This is a genomic window from Crocosphaera chwakensis CCY0110 (genome assembly GCF_000169335.1).
Classification (GTDB): Bacteria; Cyanobacteriota; Cyanobacteriia; order Cyanobacteriales; family Microcystaceae; genus Crocosphaera; species Crocosphaera chwakensis.
In genome coordinates this window covers 109,138-128,252 of sequence record NZ_AAXW01000014.1, presented here as the reverse complement: position 1 = coordinate 128,252, position 19,115 = coordinate 109,138, and the positions used below count along the sequence as shown (strand labels likewise).

The 19,115-nt window shown below is 35.9% G+C and carries 19 protein-coding genes; 3 read left to right on the top strand and 16 right to left on the bottom strand.

Annotation, left to right across the window (positions count from 1 at the left end):
• From CY0110_RS11480 to gshA, 3 genes are all read right to left on the bottom strand, one after another.
• Nucleotides 1-1,783 (bottom strand): LysM peptidoglycan-binding domain-containing M23 family metallopeptidase (locus CY0110_RS11480; protein WP_008275599.1); only part of this gene is annotated, 1,783 nt, incomplete at its 3' end.
• Nucleotides 1,784-2,231: 448 nt separating this feature from the next.
• On the bottom strand, nucleotides 2,232-2,693 hold the full coding sequence (locus CY0110_RS11475; RefSeq protein ID WP_008275598.1) for a tRNA (cytidine(34)-2'-O)-methyltransferase: 462 nt from the start codon (nucleotides 2,691-2,693) through the stop codon (nucleotides 2,232-2,234).
• 120 nt (nucleotides 2,694-2,813) lie between these two features.
• Nucleotides 2,814-3,959, bottom strand: coding sequence for a glutamate--cysteine ligase (gshA, locus tag CY0110_RS11470; protein WP_035799165.1), 1,146 nt, complete (start codon nucleotides 3,957-3,959; stop codon nucleotides 2,814-2,816).
• A 233-nt stretch (nucleotides 3,960-4,192) separates the two neighbouring features.
• Between gshA and CY0110_RS11465 the strand changes: the two genes are divergently transcribed.
• Nucleotides 4,193-4,597 carry a hypothetical protein gene (locus CY0110_RS11465; protein WP_008275596.1) on the top strand — a complete coding sequence of 135 codons (405 nt, stop codon included), beginning with the start codon at nucleotides 4,193-4,195 and terminating at the stop codon, nucleotides 4,595-4,597.
• A 72-nt stretch (nucleotides 4,598-4,669) separates the two neighbouring features.
• Here the strand turns inward: CY0110_RS11465 and CY0110_RS11460 are convergent, their stop codons facing one another.
• From CY0110_RS11460 to CY0110_RS11415, 10 genes are all read right to left on the bottom strand, one after another.
• Nucleotides 4,670-4,903, bottom strand: a complete 234-nt coding sequence (locus CY0110_RS11460) for an ankyrin repeat domain-containing protein (protein ID WP_008275595.1) — start codon at nucleotides 4,901-4,903, stop codon at nucleotides 4,670-4,672.
• Nucleotides 4,904-4,940: 37 nt separating this feature from the next.
• Nucleotides 4,941-7,811: a hybrid sensor histidine kinase/response regulator gene (locus CY0110_RS11455; RefSeq protein ID WP_035799158.1), complete on the bottom strand. Its 2,871-nt coding sequence runs from the start codon at nucleotides 7,809-7,811 to the stop codon at nucleotides 4,941-4,943.
• 80 nt (nucleotides 7,812-7,891) lie between these two features.
• Nucleotides 7,892-10,318, bottom strand: coding sequence for a methyl-accepting chemotaxis protein (locus CY0110_RS11450; RefSeq protein ID WP_008275593.1), 2,427 nt, complete (start codon nucleotides 10,316-10,318; stop codon nucleotides 7,892-7,894).
• Nucleotides 10,319-10,419: 101 nt separating this feature from the next.
• Nucleotides 10,420-10,944 carry a chemotaxis protein CheW gene (locus CY0110_RS11445; RefSeq protein ID WP_008275592.1) on the bottom strand — a complete coding sequence of 175 codons (525 nt, stop codon included), beginning with the start codon at nucleotides 10,942-10,944 and terminating at the stop codon, nucleotides 10,420-10,422.
• An 8-nt stretch (nucleotides 10,945-10,952) separates the two neighbouring features.
• Nucleotides 10,953-11,315 (bottom strand): response regulator, encoded by a 363-nt coding sequence (locus CY0110_RS11440; protein ID WP_008275591.1) that lies wholly within the window; start codon nucleotides 11,313-11,315, stop codon nucleotides 10,953-10,955.
• Nucleotides 11,316-11,412: 97 nt separating this feature from the next.
• Complete coding sequence (locus CY0110_RS11435) at nucleotides 11,413-12,651, bottom strand: response regulator (RefSeq protein WP_008275590.1); 1,239 nt, start codon at nucleotides 12,649-12,651, stop codon at nucleotides 11,413-11,415.
• Nucleotides 12,652-12,792: 141 nt separating this feature from the next.
• Entirely contained in the window at nucleotides 12,793-13,995 is a 1,203-nt protein-coding gene (locus CY0110_RS11430; protein ID WP_008275589.1) for a glycosyltransferase family 4 protein, read from the bottom strand.
• 75 nt (nucleotides 13,996-14,070) lie between these two features.
• Complete coding sequence (locus CY0110_RS11425) at nucleotides 14,071-14,496, bottom strand: hypothetical protein (protein ID WP_008275588.1); 426 nt, start codon at nucleotides 14,494-14,496, stop codon at nucleotides 14,071-14,073.
• 273 nt (nucleotides 14,497-14,769) lie between these two features.
• The gene (locus CY0110_RS11420; protein ID WP_008275587.1) at nucleotides 14,770-15,024 is read right to left on the bottom strand and encodes a type II toxin-antitoxin system HicB family antitoxin; all 255 of its coding nucleotides are present in this window, start codon (nucleotides 15,022-15,024) and stop codon (nucleotides 14,770-14,772) included.
• Nucleotides 15,021-15,242, bottom strand: a complete 222-nt coding sequence (locus tag CY0110_RS11415) for a type II toxin-antitoxin system HicA family toxin (RefSeq protein WP_008275586.1) — start codon at nucleotides 15,240-15,242, stop codon at nucleotides 15,021-15,023. The genes CY0110_RS11420 and CY0110_RS11415 overlap by 4 nt, the downstream gene beginning before the upstream one ends.
• Before the next feature lie 134 nt (nucleotides 15,243-15,376).
• Here CY0110_RS11415 and CY0110_RS11410 point away from each other — a divergent pair, with 134 nt between their 5' ends.
• The gene (locus tag CY0110_RS11410; RefSeq protein ID WP_157464568.1) at nucleotides 15,377-15,562 is read left to right on the top strand and encodes a hypothetical protein; all 186 of its coding nucleotides are present in this window, start codon (nucleotides 15,377-15,379) and stop codon (nucleotides 15,560-15,562) included.
• A gap of 104 nt (nucleotides 15,563-15,666) precedes the next feature.
• On the opposite strand, the gene CY0110_RS11405 is transcribed toward CY0110_RS11410, so the two are convergent.
• Complete coding sequence (locus CY0110_RS11405; protein ID WP_008275583.1) at nucleotides 15,667-15,924, bottom strand: ribbon-helix-helix domain-containing protein; 258 nt, start codon at nucleotides 15,922-15,924, stop codon at nucleotides 15,667-15,669.
• A gap of 168 nt (nucleotides 15,925-16,092) precedes the next feature.
• Here CY0110_RS11405 and CY0110_RS11400 point away from each other — a divergent pair, with 168 nt between their 5' ends.
• The gene (locus CY0110_RS11400; protein ID WP_008275582.1) at nucleotides 16,093-17,565 is read left to right on the top strand and encodes a leucyl aminopeptidase; all 1,473 of its coding nucleotides are present in this window, start codon (nucleotides 16,093-16,095) and stop codon (nucleotides 17,563-17,565) included.
• Nucleotides 17,566-17,689: 124 nt separating this feature from the next.
• Here CY0110_RS11400 and CY0110_RS11395 read toward each other — a convergent pair whose 3' ends face one another.
• Both CY0110_RS11395 and CY0110_RS11390 read right to left on the bottom strand, forming a co-directional pair.
• A complete protein-coding gene (locus CY0110_RS11395) occupies nucleotides 17,690-17,890 on the bottom strand; it encodes a DUF6745 domain-containing protein (RefSeq protein WP_008275581.1) in 201 nt (66 codons plus the stop codon).
• Between the two features lie 24 nt (nucleotides 17,891-17,914).
• Nucleotides 17,915-19,111 (bottom strand): DNA double-strand break repair nuclease NurA, encoded by a 1,197-nt coding sequence (locus CY0110_RS11390; protein ID WP_008275580.1) that lies wholly within the window; start codon nucleotides 19,109-19,111, stop codon nucleotides 17,915-17,917.
• Between the last annotated feature and the right edge of the window lie 4 nt (nucleotides 19,112-19,115).

Genomic DNA, 19,115 nt, shown 5'->3' with positions numbered 1-19,115 from the left:
CTGCGGTAATAACTTCACCAGGGGCTGAAGCCATAATCGGGGTTCCCACAGGGGCAGCAATATCAATCCCCTTGTGCATTCTTCCCCAACGACGACCGAACCCAGAGGTGATAACACCTTTACTTGGCCAAATATGGCCTGTAAATTTCATGGGAGCATCGGGAAGATAGTCATCAGGGTTAGATACTCCAGGAAGATTCGGACCAACATTGGTTCCGACAGGAATTTCAAATGCGTCGTTGTAAGTGGTGGGGTTACTGGGGGCAGCACTAATTAATTCAGGTTTTCTGTTGTTTAATCGTTCTTCGATCGCTTGTTGAGGTGACGTAATTTCTTTGCGATCGCTTGCCCATTCAGGATTTAACGCTTCCCCTACCACCGTTTTATTTGACGATTGAGAACGGGGTTGATCAAGAGAAATTTCTGACTCTCGTTGCCCGTAGTCTTCTTGTAAAGTGACGATATCAGCTTTCAACTTGTCTGTATGGGATTGTTGAGCTGATGAAATTTGGATGTCAATGGATTCAGGTTCACGGCTAGAAATTAAATTTCTAGAGGACTGATTATTTAACTGAAATTCCTCAAAAACAGAAGGTAAAGTACCCGTTTGAGTTGATTTAGCTTGAGCAACGGTATTGGTTTGAGGAATCATCAAGGTTTGATTAACCCGAATTAAATTGGCGTTGGTAATACCGTTAGCCCGAATTAACGCTTGGGTTGAAATTCCATGACGACGAGCAATACTGTTAAGGGTGTCCCCTGAACGAACGCGATAGCTTTTTTCTGTTTCCTTAATGGTTGGTTTAGGAACAGTTGGCCTTTTTGGTGGGATAAAGGAAGTTTGTTCGGGGTTTGTTAAATCAATGGATCGAGGACTTTCTGGGGTTTTGCTGTCCTCGTCTGCGGGAATAACATTGAGGGGAATGGGCTGATCGGGTTCAATTTTAGCGGTGGTTTGTGGTTCAAGAGAGGGAACAACAGGAATGTCTGATTGCTCATTCTCCTCTAAGATTGACCCTGTAAGAGAGGCAAATTTTTCTGTTTCTTCTTTTTCGATCACTGATTCCTGTTTATCTTCAACACTAAATACAGGAATTTCAATCGCTTGAGCCACTTCAACTTTTTCCACATCAACCATAGTTGATTGTTCAGATGGGTGGTTTAAGGGCTGACTAACATCCGCTATGGCTTCTCCTTGTGCGGTAACTTTAGTTTCTTCGGTTTTTAGTTCCGCTAAACTATCTTGGAGACGCTGACGAGTTTCTCTAAGGTGATCGAGAGAAGTATTGACTGATTTTGTGCCAACGTTTTTATTTTTTGGTTTGCTGTCTGTGGAGCTTTTTGGGGTAATTTTGTCAACTGAGTCTTTAGCGGAGGGAATTTTTATGGTTTTCCCTGGCTCTAGCTTGGCAATGAGCGTCAGATTGTTAATAGTGGCGATCGCCTCTGGTCTAACTTGATAGTCTTCTGCAAGCTGAGCAATGGTTTCTCCCGCCTCTACCTTGTGTTTAAAGGCTAAAGGGGCTAGTTGACCCTCTCTAGTTTCGGAATCAGAAATATTAGGAAGACTTGGGATAGATGTATTCGCTGTCACAGCGTTAGCTGCCATTGCTGCTTTGTCTTGACTCAATAACATTCCGGTTGCGCCCATAGAAATGGCTAAGCCGATCATGGCCGCTGAACGACGAACGCGATTTTTTTCACTTGAGACCAGTTTGTTTTGACAGTCTTCTGGAGAAGATGATCCCTTTGCTTGGGTATAGTCTGCCAGACAAGAAGACATTGCTGTTATTTCGTTGATTTTACCTTTCAAGGACAACCTCCTACTGTGTGAACGAGCGATTGAGACGATAAAGAGTCTTTAGGGATGATTTTTGACTGAGTAAACCTATCAAAGTCTAGTTTTAATTCAGATCGCCAATTAAGTCAATATACTTAGTCAGTATGTTATGAGAAATTAACTTGTTTTGCTTATTTTAAACAAGCGTGAATTGATTGTAATCTACTCAGCAATTCTTCATCTATGTTTAACAATTGTTGCAAGACGCGAGTTGGTTGACGCTCTAGGTAGTAAAAAGGTTTCATGGGAGGTCATTTTTTTCCCTTAAGGTCTTGATGTTACGGTTTTTTGACTTGTTGAAGATTATTATTTATTTTTATCTTTATTTAAGAAAAGGAATGATAGAAATTTCTTATTAAAAATATGATTAATTTATTTACTTCTGTGTTGTTTAATGTAATTGATCTAACTGTCTTAAGGCTTCAAATAAGCCAACCGCTACACTGACAGATAGATTCAAGCTTCTGATTTTTGGGTGAGGCATAGGAATATAGAGCATTTGGTCGCATTGTTCTTGGAAAGTCAAGGGAAGTCCCTCACTTTCGCTGCCAAACACTAGCCAGTCATCCTCTTGAAACTTACAATCTCCGTAACAGGATTTTCCCCTGACACTAAATCCCAGTAATCGGCCTTTCTGTTGTTGATGATAGGCTTGAAATTGGACTAAATCGAGATGATAATGCAGCTTGACATGGGGCCAATAATCGAGTCCGGCTCGTTTTAGATAGCGATCGCTCAATTCAAAGCCTAACGGACCCACCAGATGGAGTTCTGTATTAGTAGCAGCGCAAGTTCGAGCGATATTTCCTGTATTTGGAGGAATTTGAGGATTCACTAAAACGACTCTGGGCATAATGATTGATAGTTTTTTTTTATAGATAATGTACTCTGTCCAAAGGATTAAATTTATTTAACAATCTTTCTATCTTGATTGAAAAGATTTATCAATTAATGGGCAAAATTTAATCTTTTTTTAAGCAACTAACAAAGCATCACAGAGTTTATCTTCTAAGATTTTTTCTTGTTGGGCTGCCGTTTGGATTTCTGCGGTAATAATTGAGGGAATATCATGAGAAAGTTGATATTTTCCTAACCATTGTTGCGCTAAGTTCCCATTACGGAGAATCTTCTTAATTGGGGAGAGAAAACAACTAAATCCATTCTTTTTAGCTACAGGACTCACTATCTGATACATTTGTTCGATCCAAGTAGTTGCTTCAATTTTCTGGCCATCTCGCCAATGATATAGTTGTGCCTCTAAACTGTGTTTTGCTGCTTCGGTTTCGTTGTGATGAGTGAGATCAAGTAAGGTATCAGGAGAAAGTTGACTCCCACCCAGGGGATCGAGGGTAGGATCGTCCATTAATTGTAAAATACGAGCTTCTAATAGGGCAATCACAGATAATAAAGCAATGGGATCAACAATTAAATCACAAATTCTCAATTCTAAGCGATTAAGATTATAGGGACGATTATGACCATTAGGACGGACTGATGTCCATAAATGGCGGACATTTTGCATCGTTTTGAGGTGTAACTGTTCTTCTGTCCACTGAATAAAATGACGATGACTCTCGAAGAAAGGGACTTGTTGAGGGGTTTGAGGGAACATCTGCCAACGAGTGGAGTGATACCCTGTCGCCTGTCCATCCAAGAAAGGAGAAGAAGCACTTAAAGCAAGATATAAAGGGGCTTCAACCCGCACTAAACGACAAGCTTGCATCAATAATTCTGGATCATTAATACCGATGTTAATATGAACACTAGCAGTAACCACATCGGTGCCATAAGTATCCTCAATGTAGCTATGATAAGGATTAATGGGATCAGAACGGTAAAACTGGCTACTATCCCCTAAAGAAAGGGTACTACCAGGGATGATGGTATAATTACCAATTTTTTGTAAATATTCTCTTAAACGCTGTCTAGGACGGACTAAGCCACATAATAAGCGATCATAACAAGAGAGAGGAGCAGTAGTATACTCAACATTACGACTATCGGGTTCTCGAACAAACCCATTGAGGTCTTTAGTAATGCGATCAGATAATCCCACAATTTCCCCTTGGGATGTACCGGTGTACATTTCTACTTCAACGCCTTTGCATAGTCGTGTCATAATTCCTCTGATAGCATGGCTTTTGTAGCCTTACATTATCTATTATTAACGATATTGACTGACAAATGATCAATTATTTTTGTTTATTTTGTTATTGTTGCTTAAATTTTTTGCTTTTTTCTGCGGACATAAGAAGCGAGTCTATCAATAAGAATAGGGAACAGGGAATAGGGAACACTGAACAGATAAAATCTGTAAGCAGTAACCCGACAATACATTTAGCTGACTCACAGTTGAGAAGTCAAAAAGAGGAAGAAAATAATATTAATTCTGATGATTCTTCTAATATTATTGATCAAGGTAATTTTATTATTGGTCTTTGGCGTGGATTTCATGAATCTGAGGGATTAACGGTTTATTATGGTTATCAATTTCGTTCTGATGGTAGTTTTTTAGCTAGACATCGCATTTATCAAAATAGAGAAAGTGTTGAGGATATTACTTGGCAAGGAGAATGGCAGTTTAAAGATAATACTTTAAAACTAAAAGGGTTTAATTCAAAGGATAAAAACCAACTAGCTACTCTTGAATTTAAGTTAACTGATACTTTTAAATTAGCTTATGAAACAGGCTCTTTGTCTGATAATTATAAAAAGATGATTTTAAATAAACTCGGACAAATTAGTTTCCAGTTTTAATATTGAGTAATAGTTTAGAATAAAATCAATAAATTTAGTATTTAGTTATTTCATTATTTCCTGCTTCTTGAGCTAAAGGCAAAGCTGTATTTCCGTTATTATCTTTAATATTAATATTAGCATTTGATTCCAATAATATTTTACAATATCTAAACTTCCTAAATTAGCTGCCAACATGATTGGGGTTAGTCCATCTGCTATTCGAGCATTAATATCATATTCAGAATTAATTAACTCTCTAATCAAATTAACATTACCCCTTTCAATCAAATCAAACAAATTAGCTAATTTATTATGAACATTCATAATATTTATTCAAAAAGATAATATTAGCGATCGCAGCTTAGTTTAATAACATTGATCGATCAATAAATTTAGCTAAAGTGTTTAATAATTTTTGTTCAGTATAAGGTTTAGAAAAATAAGCAGATGCTCCTAAATTCATGGCTAATTTACGGTGTTTTTCTTGACTCCGAGAAGTTAATATCATAATCGGTAATTGTTTAAATTCGTCCTTCTGTTTAAGAACTTCTAATACACCATATCCATCTAAACGAGGCATTTCCAAATCAGAAATAACAGCGTTAACTTGTAAACCATTTAATAATTTATCTACTGCTTCTTGACCATCTTTTGCTTCTTCTACTTGATATCCTGCTTTATTCAACATGATACTTAAATATCGACGCACATTAATCGAATCATCTACAACTAAAATAGTGGATGTTTTTTCTGTAACAACAGAATTATCTTTTATAGTGTTTATTGTTTGAGCATTATTATCAAAGGACTTAACCCATTCTGCTAAATCAACCAGAGGAATAACACGACCATCCCCCCAGATGATAGACTGATTAAAGCCAGGAGGTAAAGGAATAGGGGTGGTAATGGGACGAACCGTCATATCCTGCTCAATCCAGAAACGATCGACAGAAACTCCTTGCAGGGTATCACCGTCCTCGATAATTAAAGCAATACTTCGATTAATCATTGGGGTTCCTGTCATAGTAAAGGGTTTATTGGGTCGAGAAAAGTGGAATTTTTCTGGTAAATTAAGGACAGAAATCTGTTTATCTCCCCATTTCACTGTATTTTCTTCAGGATTTAACTGAATTACGCCTTTAATGGTGTCAGCAGCGATCGCAAAGACCATTCCTTTACTTTCAACGATCATGACACGCAATACGGATAGATTAATAGGAACAATAAGGGTAAAGTTGGTTCCTAGTCCTAACTTAGTATTTACAGTAATTTCTCCGCGAATTTCAGTTAAATTCGTTTTTACAATATCCATTCCTACGCCACGACCTGATAATTCGCTAATTTTCTCGGCGGTACTAAATCCTGGCTCAAAAATTTGATTGAGTAATTCTTTTTCTGATAGTAATTCAACCTGTTCTTTACTCATTCCTTGAGATATTAAACGAGAAGAAATTTTGTTTAAATCAATTCCTCGGCCATCATCACTGATAGTAATAATGGTTTGATTGCCTTTATTACTAGCTTCTACGGTAATCGTTCCTTCTGGAATTTTACCCATTTGTAAGCGAGTTTCTGGATCTTCAATACCGTGATCAAAAGCATTTCGTAAAAGATGAATCAAAGGATCATTTAAAAGGTCTAACAGTGAACTATCAATTAAAGTCGTTTCTCCTTTGAGTTGTAATTTTACTGTTTTATTAAACTGTACTGATAAATCTCTAATTAGTCTGGGAAACCGTTGCGTAATCTCGCCGAAAGGACGCATTTGCGAACGAATTAAATTATCATATAAAAAGTGGGTTGTCTGATTAAAATCGCTTACACTTTGAGTAAGTTCTTTAAATCCTAAATCAATGTCTGTTGCGACTTCTCGTAATTGAACAATGGTTTCCATTTGTTCTTGAGAAATTAAATGTAAATCGGTATATTGTGCCATTTCCATGACATCAAACTTATCTTTTAAATTAGTTCTTAAAGAAGATAAAGTTACATTTGTTGCAATAGATCGAGGAGAATTTTCGACTATTTGAGGTAACTTATAGTTGAGTGATACTGAGTCATACCAGCGACGTAACAAAGTGTTAGAATCTTCTAAATTTTGCATTCTTTGCCACATTAATGTCATAAAGACTTTGATTTGATCGATTCTAAAATTAATGCTATTTCTTTCAAGTATTAAGTCTTCAAATAAACGATTAAAGGCAGCAATTTGTTGAGCAGATATACGAAAATTTCTATGATTTTGGTTTAGATTGGGTTGATTTTGAATATTTTTTAATTCTTCAGAGGCTTCACTTTGTTCGTCTATTAATTGGGTAAATGCTTCTTGTAAATCATTAAAGCTTTCTTCTCCTAACATACTCGATGCTAGTTCACTAAAAGAGATATCGTCTAATGGATCATTCTCTAAATTTTCTAAAGCTTGTAATTCATCTAGCAAATTTAATTCAACTGAAGTATCACAAGAAAAGTCGAATGTTGTAGGAAGATTATCTAAACGGCCTAAAGCAATTAAAGCGTGCGATCGCTGCCAAGTTTCTAGAGCTTCTTTTGCAAAAGAAAAAACCTCTTCAATGGTAATCAATGATAGTTCTTTTTTAATTGATTGAGATAAGTCAATAAATGGTTCGATTTCAGCCATCAAACCAAACTCAATAAATTGTTCTGAAATACTGATTAATTCTTCATATAATTGCTCTGGTTCTAAGACAGTAAACTGACTTTCTAACTGTTGAAGAATTGCTTCTACTCCATTCTCAAACATCAATAAAGCAGGATTAACATCTTCTTCTTGAGATAATAAAGCATCTTCATCTTCAGATTTTAATTCCCCTAAATAGTCGGTTAATTGTTCAAAAATTGGATCAACATTTGTCTCTAACCAGATAGGATCAATTTCTTGTTCTTTCTGATAAAATTTACTAATTTGACGTAAAGTATCTAAACCTTGTAAAAGTAAGGTTTCTACCTCAGTTTTTAACAATTGATCTTGATAACGAACTCGAATAATTTTTAAAAAATCTTCTAAGCGATGGGCTACTTCACTTAGGGTATTAAACCCCATCATAGAAGATCCACCTTTAAGAGAATGAGCAGCCCGTAAAGCTAAGTCAACTTGTTGCTTTTCGACAGCTACAGTTGATAATTGTAGCAGAACAGATTCTAAACTATTTAAAAAATCCTCTGCTTCTTCTAAAAAATTTAAGCGTACTTGTTGTTCAGTTTCCATCATATAATCTCATAATTTTATAAACTATATGTAGGAGTCAATTATAAAAAACTCCTACAGTATTATCTATCACTAAACCTGTTTTAAACGCGGAACTGATCCACTTTAGACTCAAGGTCTTTAGCTACTTCTTTTGTTTGATGAATTGCTTCAGCAATTTGAGTAGAAGAACTAGCTTTTTCTTGAGAAGATTGACTTACTTTTTTCATCAAACTTGTGACCATTTGGGAGGTTTCGCTTTGAGAAACTGTTGCTTGAGAAATAGACTGCATTAACTGATTAATTTCTTGAGATTTTTGACTCGCTGTGGTTAGGTAGGTTTGAGTTGTTTCTACTAGACGCGAAGCATCTACAACCTGAGTTGTCCCTGTTTCCATCTGAGTGGCTACCTCTTGAGTTTCTCGTTGGATAGCTGCAATAATTTGACTAATTTCTTTAGTTGCATTGGAAGACTGTTCCGCCAATGCCCCTACTTGTTCGGCAACCACCGTAAAACCTTGTCCTTGTTCCCCTGCTCGTCGGGCTTCTACACTGGCGTTAATGGCGAGTAAATTAGTTTTGAGGGCAATCTCTTCGATGATAGCAACCACCTGAGAAATACGCTGAGATGACTCTCCTAGATGCTTCATTTTTTGCGCTGTGTCGTTAACAGTGTTTTTCAGGGTGAGAATACTGGTAACAGTGGTGTCCATAGCATTACTGCCTTTCTGTACTTCTTGATAAGCTTCTTCAGAACTTTGAGCAGCATGGGTTGCATTGTTGGTGACTTCTTCAATAGACTGGGACATTTGTTCAATAGAACTCAATGTTTTTTGAATTTCTTCTACGTCTTGAATTGATTGTTCGGCAAGTTTTCGGATAGACTGTTCGTTAGTTTCTAAAGAGTTACTTACTTTATTCGTGGACTGTTTTACTTCTGTAGCAATGTCCTTTAAGTTCTCAATAATTAAATTAAATAAGTCAGCAACGGTACTTAATTCAAGAGAGTCTAAACTTGCCCGTACTGTTAAATCTCCGTCTGCTGCCCCTTCAATTTCATCCACCAAGATCATAATAGCGTTTTCGATATTTTCTCGTTGTTCCCGCTGTTCTTCTGTTGCTAGTTCTTGCTGGTTTAACAAAGTTTTTACTTTTAAAATTAGGTCATTGAAGTTATTAGCTAAAGTTTTAACTTCAAAGGTTCCCGCTAGTTCTGCTTGAACGTTTAAATCTCCTGATGCGACTTGTTGCGCTTTATGGGTCAATTTAGTTAAAGGATTGGACAAATTACGAGCTAAAAGAACAATTAAACCAATACTTAAACTTCCTAAAATGATGGCAGTAACACCGAAAACAATTAATAATTCTTGACCTGCTCTATTAATTTCTAATTCGTCAACAGAAGCAACTGTAACCCAATCAGAACCAGGAATTGTTGATAGATTAAAAATTTTACCCTGCTGTTTAAATTGAGCAAATAAGGTCTTTTCTTTATTTTGCTCATTCTCTGATGTTTTAATAGCTAAATCAGAGAGACTATACTGTTTTTCTAAACTTTTAATTTGTTCTGGATTAATTGTTGACTCACTGTTATTTAAAGTTTCTATTTCCTTAATGAAGTTAAGAACATTATCCCCTCCAACAATAGTTTGATTTTCAGGATCACTGCCTTGCTTAGTCACAGTATTCAAAGGAATACCTGCCTGAGGGGAAATAATTTGTATAGTTTCAGTTTCTGTTAAATTTAAACTAATATTATCGGTTAACCCTTCATCTAATTTATTAGCTAATACCCCTGTTTTAATTACCCCTAAAACTTCTCCTGTATCAGGGTCTTTAATGGCTTCTGCTAGAGCAACAACTACCGCTTTTGCTGACTCATCGTACTCAGGGTCATCAATTGAAATACCTTCTTTTGCAGCAGTTTGCCACCATTTTTCATCTCGTTGTACAAAGTCAGAAGTAGGGTTACTATAAGCAATATTAAATCCATCTTTGTTAGTAATGAAAACTTCAGCGATTCTTCCAGTTTTTACTAACTTTTGAATATAAGTATTAATATCAGGATTAGATTCTAATGATTTTGTTTCTTTAAAAGAATTTTCTAAAGTTTCGATAGGAACTAAAGAAAGTCTTTGAGTTTCAGAATTATTATTGATCGATTTTAACTCATCAATAATAAGAGGGTTAACCGCTACTAGATCAGTTAAAGCAAAATTCTCTTTAATGAAAGATTCTGCTTCATTTTGCGAACGATTTACATTTTGTTCAAGTTGTGAAAGAATTTGATCTTGAGCTTTATGCTGAGTAATTTTAAATCCTATGAAACTAGCAAACCCTAAAGGTACTAATACACTAGGTAATACTGTCATTAATAATCGACTTCGTAGGGTATTTCCAAGAATTTTAGGAATTTTCTTGATAGATTTATCTGGATGTGTACTATTATCTTCCGAAAGATTAGTTTTAATTGATAAATCTAATTCTTGATTATGATTAGAGGGAGAGAGAAAATCTTGATTAGTTACCATGACTTTAATTTTGATACAATTTGATTAATAAATGGTTAATTGTGTAGGTTAGGTATAACCCCCTGTTATTTTAGGGGGATAAAAAACAACTAAGAAACGAACTAAAAACAAGCTGATAGAATTTTGTCTAAATCAAAGGAAAAAATGGATTGGTGATTATCAACAAAATACCCTGATGTGACAGGCAATAACTCTTGAGGAACATCTTTTGTTAGATTTTCTAAACTATCTTGAGATAAGCGAGTTAGTCCTAAAATTTGCTGTACTGATAACCCCAATAATGCTTCAGTTGAATTATCTTTAAAGGGAAGACGTACAATAATAAGATGAAGTAACTGAGACGATGAATAAGAAACCGAAAGATTCAATAAATGGGCAACATCAAAAACAGAAAAAACAGATTGATGAGCATTTATTAACCCTATAAATGATGCTTTCATATTAGGAATAGGTGTGATTTGGGATGAAGGAATAACAATGGTTTCTTTTACCTTCTCCATAGAAATAACCCCTGATATTTCCGATGTTAGTTGAAAGCGTAAATAAGATTCTCCAGGAATTATTTGAGGGTTGAATAAATGAGGTAGTAAGGTTTCTAACTTGGTTGATAAATTAGTTGATGACATTCCTTGTTTTATGCTGTAACTGACTGCAAAACACCCACTAAATCTTCTTGAGTACAAGGTTTAGTAACGTAAGCTTTTACCCCTTGTTTAAAGGCCCACATTTTATCGACTTCTCTATTTTTTACACTACAAGCAACAATAGGAATATCAACGGTATCCGTTTGTTTTTTCAGCTTACGACATAAATCTAAACCTCCCATATCTGGCATCATCAAATCCGTGATAATAACATCAGGTTTTTTCTGAGAAATTTTTTCTAAAGCTTCTTCGCCGTTTGTAGCTGTTGTTACGTTATAACCTGCTTTTATTAAATAGTTTTTCAGCAAGGTTAATTCAGATTGTAGATCATCAACAATTAAGATATTTTTCATGGCAAATTCCAGAAATTATGATTAAAAAAAAAGAAATCACAGAGTGTTATCTTCTTTTATAGTATCGTAAATCTTGATAGTTTACTTCCGTAAAAACTCAGGTTTCAACACAACTTTCTTTTTCCAATTTTAGGTGTTTGTTAATAATACTTATCAAATCATCCTGACTAAAGGGCTTAGATAAAAAATCATTAGCAACATTGCCTTTTGCTTTTGCATCTTTAATTTTATTAGTATCAGCACTCACAATGATGATGGGAAGATTTTGAAATGCACTACTACGCTTTAAAATTTTAGATAATTTATCTCCGTTGATACCTGGCATGGCAATATCAACTAATAATAAATCTGGTTTAATCTCAAATAACTTATTGATAGCAAGAGTGGGATTAGATAACATGAAAAGTTCAGTCTTCTCTGAAGTGAGATATCGTTTGAATGTATTTAATACAGTCTCACTATCATCGATACAAACAATTTTATAAGATTTGTTTATTTCCTTAGTTTCTTGAGTTTTACTAAGAGTTGAACTTTTCTTTAATCCTTTTAATGAAGGATTCTTGACTTTCAAATATTGAGAAGATGGGGAAAGTTCAGGCAGTTGATCAAAGGGAGGTAAAGGAGCATGAAGTTGTAAGACTTTTGAACGCAAATAAGGATAAATAAATTCAGCTACTTGATAATCATCTAACTTCATTAAAATGCTAAGTTGTCGAATACTAGCTTTACCTTTTAATTGTGCAATTTTTAGTAATAAATGGCTATATTTAGAAGTGCTTATTTTTTTTACTACGTCTAAATTAGGACAATAAGGACGTTGATGAGGGGAACTAATTAAAGGACTAAATTTTTGCCATGCTTGTTTTTGTGTGCGCCAAAATTTTAACACTCTTCTTACATTAAATCCCTGTTCTGAGGAAACGACCAAACTTTTATTCTGACTGGTATGATAATCAGCTTTTGTCAGAGCAAAAAACGATTCTAAAGCATCTTGTGTCAATTGATTAATGATTTTTATCTGTTCTAATATACTCAGGTTATATTCTTTCGTTAACCAACTGATTGCTTTTCCAATAAAAGACTCACCTTTCTCTAAATTTAAGCCTTGTTGGGTCATTCCTTCAATCATAATAGGGGTTTTTTGTCCATATCCTAATGAATATAAACATAACTCTATGCTTGCAAGTGATTGTAATGAATGAACAGCCGACTTTAAATTTCCTGCTGATAAGTCGAGAATCCAAGTAATATCTTGATTGTTTATGATTAGCTGTCCAGTATAGTGAGAATTGGCAGCTTTTTCTAATACATCAAATGGACTAAAAGTAGATTCCATGATTTTCTGCACTTGATTGTTATATCAGTCAATATATCCTTACTATTTAGTTAATAACCACATTGATTTTGATGAATTATCGATAAAGTTGCATCATTAAAACACAGTATTTTTACGGTTTTTAACCTAAAGTTAATTTTTCTAGTTATAGATCCACTTAATATGTTTAGGTAATAACTTAGATAAATCATATTTATTTTGGATAGTTTCTCTGGCTTTAACCCTTAAAGCAGTCATTTTATCGGTATAATCTAGCACTTCTTCTATTCTTTCCACTATTCTATCGATTGCAAAAAAATCCACCAATAAACCATTAACCCCGTCTTCAATAACTTCTTCAACAGGAGGGGTTTTTGATCCTAAAACTAAACCCCCTGTAGACATCACTTCTAACATCGACCAAGATAAAACAAAGGGACGGGTTAAATAAACATGAACCGATGACGCTTGGATCACTTGTAAATATTGAGCATAGGGTAATGATCCCGTAAAATGTAAGCGAGATAAATCATAATCATAAGTTTCTAACATTAACTGTTTATAGGTTTTCCCATCTGGTAGCGATCGCCCATAAGCGACTCTGTCTTCTCCGACAATAACAACATGGCAATGAGTCCGTTTTTTTAATAATATAGAAACCGCTTCCATAAACTGAGGAAACCCCCGATACGGTTCCATTCCTCTAGCAACATAAGTAACAATTTCATCCACTTCTGATAAGTCCAATTTTTGATCTTTTAAGACTAATTTTGCCCCTGGTTTGGGTTGAAAATAGTTAGTGTCTATACCATCGTGACGCACAGTTATTTTAGAATGGAACTCTGGGGGAAATTGTTGTTTTTGCCACTGAGTGGGAGATAAACCGCGATCGCAACTATACAAATCCGTTAATATGGGTGTATTCTTGATCCGAATACGAGCTTCATCATCTGCTGTTAAGGGTTCTTTGGGATCAAAGTCTGCGTCAGTTCCGTGGGCGTGATAAAACCATTCAAAGAAACATAATAATTCTGCTTTGGGAAAGATGTCTTTAATAAATAGGGTTGGACCCCACCCAGAATGACCGTAAACTACATCGGGGATAAAGTTTTCTCGTTTTAATTGATCTGCAAGACGATAAACCGCTTGTCCTTGCAGTACAGCATTTTCTAAGGTTCTCACATAATGATGAGTCTCTGGACGGGCTTGACGAGAAGGGGTATAGATTGCTTTAAAAACCCCTGGAAGACTGCCTTCTTTGCGTTTTGTGCCAAAGACAACCTTATTTTTGGGGTTTTTAGCCAAAGCGATCGCTACATGGCGAAATTGCGCTGGAAAATTAGGATGTAAAAATAAGATATTCAATTGTTACTTCTTCGATAAAAAATAGTCTAGAACTTAGTTCTAGACTATAACCAAAACGAAACTTAAATCAAGGAATTAACCCCGTCGTGTTTTAACTTGAGAGGCCATGTTTTTGAAGTTATTTAAACTAGGACCGGGACGACGGCGAGGGGTAGACATCATATAGAATTTAGTAGCAAATTCTACTTCTTTTGGTTCTTCTTTCTTAGCAACTTGACCATTACTTAAAGCAGGAGACGTGGGAACAATTTCAGTTTTAGGTTCTTGTTTTTTCGCTGCTTTTTTAACTGATTTTTTCTTAGCTTTCTTCTTAGCTGGTGCTGGTTTTTCAGTTGTTTCAGTTGCTTCAGGTTGAGAGGCTTCTGCTTTAGGTTCAGGAGTTTCTTTTGCTTCAGGGGCTGGCTTTTCTGCTTTAGGTTCAGAGGCAGGAGTCTTATCCTTTTCGTCTAATTCTAAGAAGAATTCTTTTTTCTTGCCACCACCAAATAATTTTTTCAACATTGCTTTTAATCTCCTAAAAAGTCAGTTAATAGATAATTGAATCTATGAAAATTTATCTCTAAGAAACTTTATGGTTGCATACCGATTTTCCTAGATTTTAGTTAATCGTTTACTTAAACTAATTAACGAGGTTAATTAAGGTTGTTTTTAGTTTCCTTATTTAACTATAAAGACTATAAAGCCAGATTATGAAACTTTTTGCAATGATTTTTAACAAAACTTAACCAAAAATTCGAGGTTTCTAAGTTTCAGTTGTAGTTGATCGGGCAAAAGCTATTTATTCGATGAAGTCAACGAAAGAGATTCATTACTGATTTCTAAAGTTTTAGGTTTAGGAATTGTTTGATCTTCAGCTTTCCATGCTTCTAAATACATTTCAATTACTTCTTCTCCGCCACGAATCGCTTCTTCTCTAGTTTTGCCATGAGTACAAGGCATGATAACCTGTTCAGAAAATTCAGGAATAGTTACTAAGAATAACTGATCTGTTTCTGACCATTGAATAACCATACTATAGTGATTCATCATTCTTGATTCTCCCTTAGTTGCTGTAATTCAATAAGTAATTTCGTTAGTTGTTTTTCTAAATAGAAAGGTACATCATCGCCATCTTTACCAGAAATTGTTAAAGTTTTCTTGATTAGAGGATGTTGCCAACGTTCATGGCTGCCTTTTCCTCGTTTGGGTAAATAGACAAATCCTTCACGAGCAATTTCCGCCTTAAACTCTCGAATTTTCCTCGGCATAGATGTTATTAAGGTTTTACTTATTAAAGTCTATCATAACGAATTAGAATTATTAGTGTTAGGTTGGCTACAAAAAAGGAGCGAAAATTTTATAAGTCAGGATTTTGATCACGAATTAACGGATGATTTACGAGATGAATATGATTTTTCCAAAATGGAAGGAGGAGTTAGAGGAAAATGAGGACATCATTAACGATGATAAAATTATAGTTGAAGCGATAGAAAAGAAAACAAAACGTAAAAGAATTCCTAGATTAGCAAAATTAGAACTAAATGCAGAAGAAATTGCAGAAGCATTAGAGTTAAACATTCATTTTTGATTAAATTCTCGAAAAAATTTTTCTCCTGCTTCAACATTATAATCAGCTATTTGATTAAGATCCTGAGTGGCTAGAACATTTATAACATAACAACTCATGATGTATTACTTTTGAATATTTTGAAAACGATCTATTATTTGGTTCACAAAGGTTTCCCCATCAACAGAAGCGTTATTTTCTGATTCAAGAATAGCATCATCTATTTTTTGCCGAATCTCATTGATCCATTCTGTATCGGTTTTTTCGTATTCATCAAGCAATTGTAAAGCCACTTCAATCACTTCTTCTGGTGACTGATATTTTCCTGTTTGAACTTGACGTTTAATTATGCTTTCTTGATGTTGGGTAAGATAGATATTCATAGACTAAAGGTAAAAACAGATTTAAAGAAAGTTAGACGACTATCGTTTAAGATGTGACCAGAATCTAATAATCTATACTAACCCACCATTTCAGTTAAGTCGTAGTGGGGATGAAGTTCTAAGATAAAATAAAGAACGGACAATATAACGAGACACTTGGGAATAAATATGGATATTCGTGGCACAGATACCCCATTATTAGATTGGAGTGGAGATGCGATCGCGTTAGGCTTTTTTGAAAATGAAATAGCCTTAACAGAAGAATTAAGCCAATTAGACGAAAAAATTGGCAAAACTATGACAGAATTAATTGAAGAAACAGAATTTGAAGGAAAATCAGGCAGTAGTATGGTGACTCGTATTGGAGGTAAGAGTGCCATTCGTAAACTGATTTTAGTCGGTTTAGGGAAAAAAGACGAATTTACCCTAGATACTGTCCGTTTAGGGGCTGCTGCTGTTGCTCGTTTAGGGAAAAAAGAGAAAGTGAAAAGCTTGGGTATTCATTTTCCTCTGATGGATAATGATGCAGCTAAAACCACAGCAGCGATCGCAGAAGGCATGATCCTATCCTTGCATCAAGATAACCGCTTCAAGTCCGAACCCGAAGATAAACCCTCAAAACTCGAAACCGTTGAAATTTTAGGCGTTGGAGACCAAAGCGAAGCCATTAATCAGGCTGAAACGGTGTGTTCTGGGGTAATTTTAGCACGGGAATTAGTAGCAGCACCAGCTAATGCTATTAACCCTGTTACTTTTGCTAAAACTGCCCAAGACTTAGCGAAAGAGTATGGTTTAGACATAGAAATTTTAGAAAAAGATGAGTGTGAAAAACGGGGAATGGGTGCATTTTTAGGGGTAGCCAAAGCCTCAGATTTACCCCCAAAATTTATCCATCTTATCTATAAACCTAGTGGTACACCCAAACGGAAACTAGCCATTGTCGGTAAAAGTTTAACCTTTGATTCTGGTGGTTTAAATCTAAAAGGATCAGGCAGTGGCATCGAAACCATGAAAATGGATATGGGAGGCGGTGCTGCCACGCTCGGCGCAGCAAAAGCGATCGCTCAATTAAAGCCAGATGTGGAAGTTCACTTTGTTTGTGCTGCCACAGAAAACATGATTAGTGGTCATGCCATGCGCCCTGGAGATATTTTAACCGCATCCAATGGTAAAACGATCGAGGTGAATAATACTGATGCTGAGGGACGCTTAACCTTAGCCGATGCTTTGGTATTTGCTGAACAATTAGCAGTGGATGCGATCGTAGATTTAGCCACCTTAACCGGTGCTTGTATTGTGGCGTTAGGGGATAATATTTCTGGGTTATGGAGTACAGACGAAACCCTTGCAGAAGAAATTAAAACCGCTTCTGAAGCAGCAGGGGAAAAGTTTTGGATTATGCCAATGGAAGAGAAATATTTTGAAGGGTTAAAGTCTCCCATTGCAGACATGAAAAATACTGGACCGAGGGCAGGGGGTTCTATTACTGCAGCGTTATTCTTGAAACAGTTTATCAAAGAAACATCTTGGGCCCATTTAGATATTGCTGGCCCTGTTTGGGCAGATAAAGAAAATGGGGTTAATAATGCTGGTGCAACCGGTTTTCCTGTCAGAACTTTAGTGAATTGGGTATTGAATTAATGATTCCTTTTGCTTAATTTTTAATCACCGTAAATGGGGAAGTAGACAGATTCTTAACCTATCTAGAGCCATTATTGTCTAAAAAATAGCTTTATTTTGATAAGTTAGAATTCTTCCTCATTTACTATTTAATCTTTTTAGTAACACCCCTATAAGCATATACTCCATAATTTCCAGGAAATTCTAGAGCGTATCCTTCCTCAGCATGAAGATAATTTTTTTGATCAAGCAATAATTTATAAGGGCGATCGCAAACAATATAAACTTTTTCATCAGATAAATGACTGATGATCTGTTTTGGCATGGGAATTTTACGTCTTGGCATAAACAAAATTGTTATTGTTAAAGATTAAGCAATACTGCCCCGTTTTCTAGCTTCTTTGTAAGAAGTTCCCACGTTTTGTAAACCGGCGCGAATCATTTGTTGTTCTAAAAGGGCAAAGAAACGAACGCGATCGCCTCCTCGGATCACCGCTTGGTTATGGGACTCTGCCAAAGCTACAGGATAACCAAACCCTTTGCTCACCTGTGCTAACATGATGCCCAAAGCGTGATTAAACAAGTCTTGATCTTCAATCACCCAAGCCGGTACTTCTATTCTGGCAATTTCTGTCCCCACATTAACGTAACAAAAATAGATGCGTTGGGCTTCATCATATAAGTCAAGAATACGCGCAGAACTTTGCCATAAAGGTCCTCGTTCTCCTGGTTGCAAACTTTCTCCCCATAAGCTGGTATCTCGCAGGGGTTCGATGATTTGACAAGGGGTCTTTTCTTCCCCCATATCCATACAATTCATAGTACAGTTTGGGCTGTCAAAGGTGCAATTATGGAGACGCAAAAAGTTAATAGCTTCCACACTTCTAGAGGCACTCAAATAACCCATCAAAGGAATACGGGCAGCTCGTAATTGTTCCCAAGCTTCTTGGATAGGGAGTAAAATTAAATCACGAGCATCATTAGCTAATCCATCTAAAAACCAATAGACTAGAGAACCATCTACCATCGCTAAATTAGGTTCATGGTGGGCCCCTGGAGGGTTAACCCAACAGCAGGCCATTTCCGCTAAATATTGGGCTTCTAAGACAGTTCGCCGATACCCTAACCATTCATCGGTTCGGATACCCCATTGCCTCGACACATAAAGGTCTTCGGGACGATAATACACTTCTGGGAGACTATCGAGCAAAGGATGCAAATTTTGTCCATAATGAAGCATCACTCGTCCGACATTGATTAAATAACAATAGGCAATTTCATGGTGAGATGGAGCAATTTGTGATCCATCTGTGGCAAAGACACTATGACTATCAGGAGGAGGAACAATGGTGATGCGAGTATCTAAGGGTTCGATGGGAATAGCTGCCGAAAAAATGAGGCGATCGCCCCAGGTTTGGTAGCGTTCTATTAATGCTTCTTGTTGGCTTTGAGCTTGTTGTAAGATAGTTTTAGCAAGTTCGAGTCGTTGAGAACTTGCGGTCATTTCTTGTTGAAAATGTTTACTAATTCCTGGGATTTTCCCTGCTAGTTTAGCGATGTCTAACATAGTC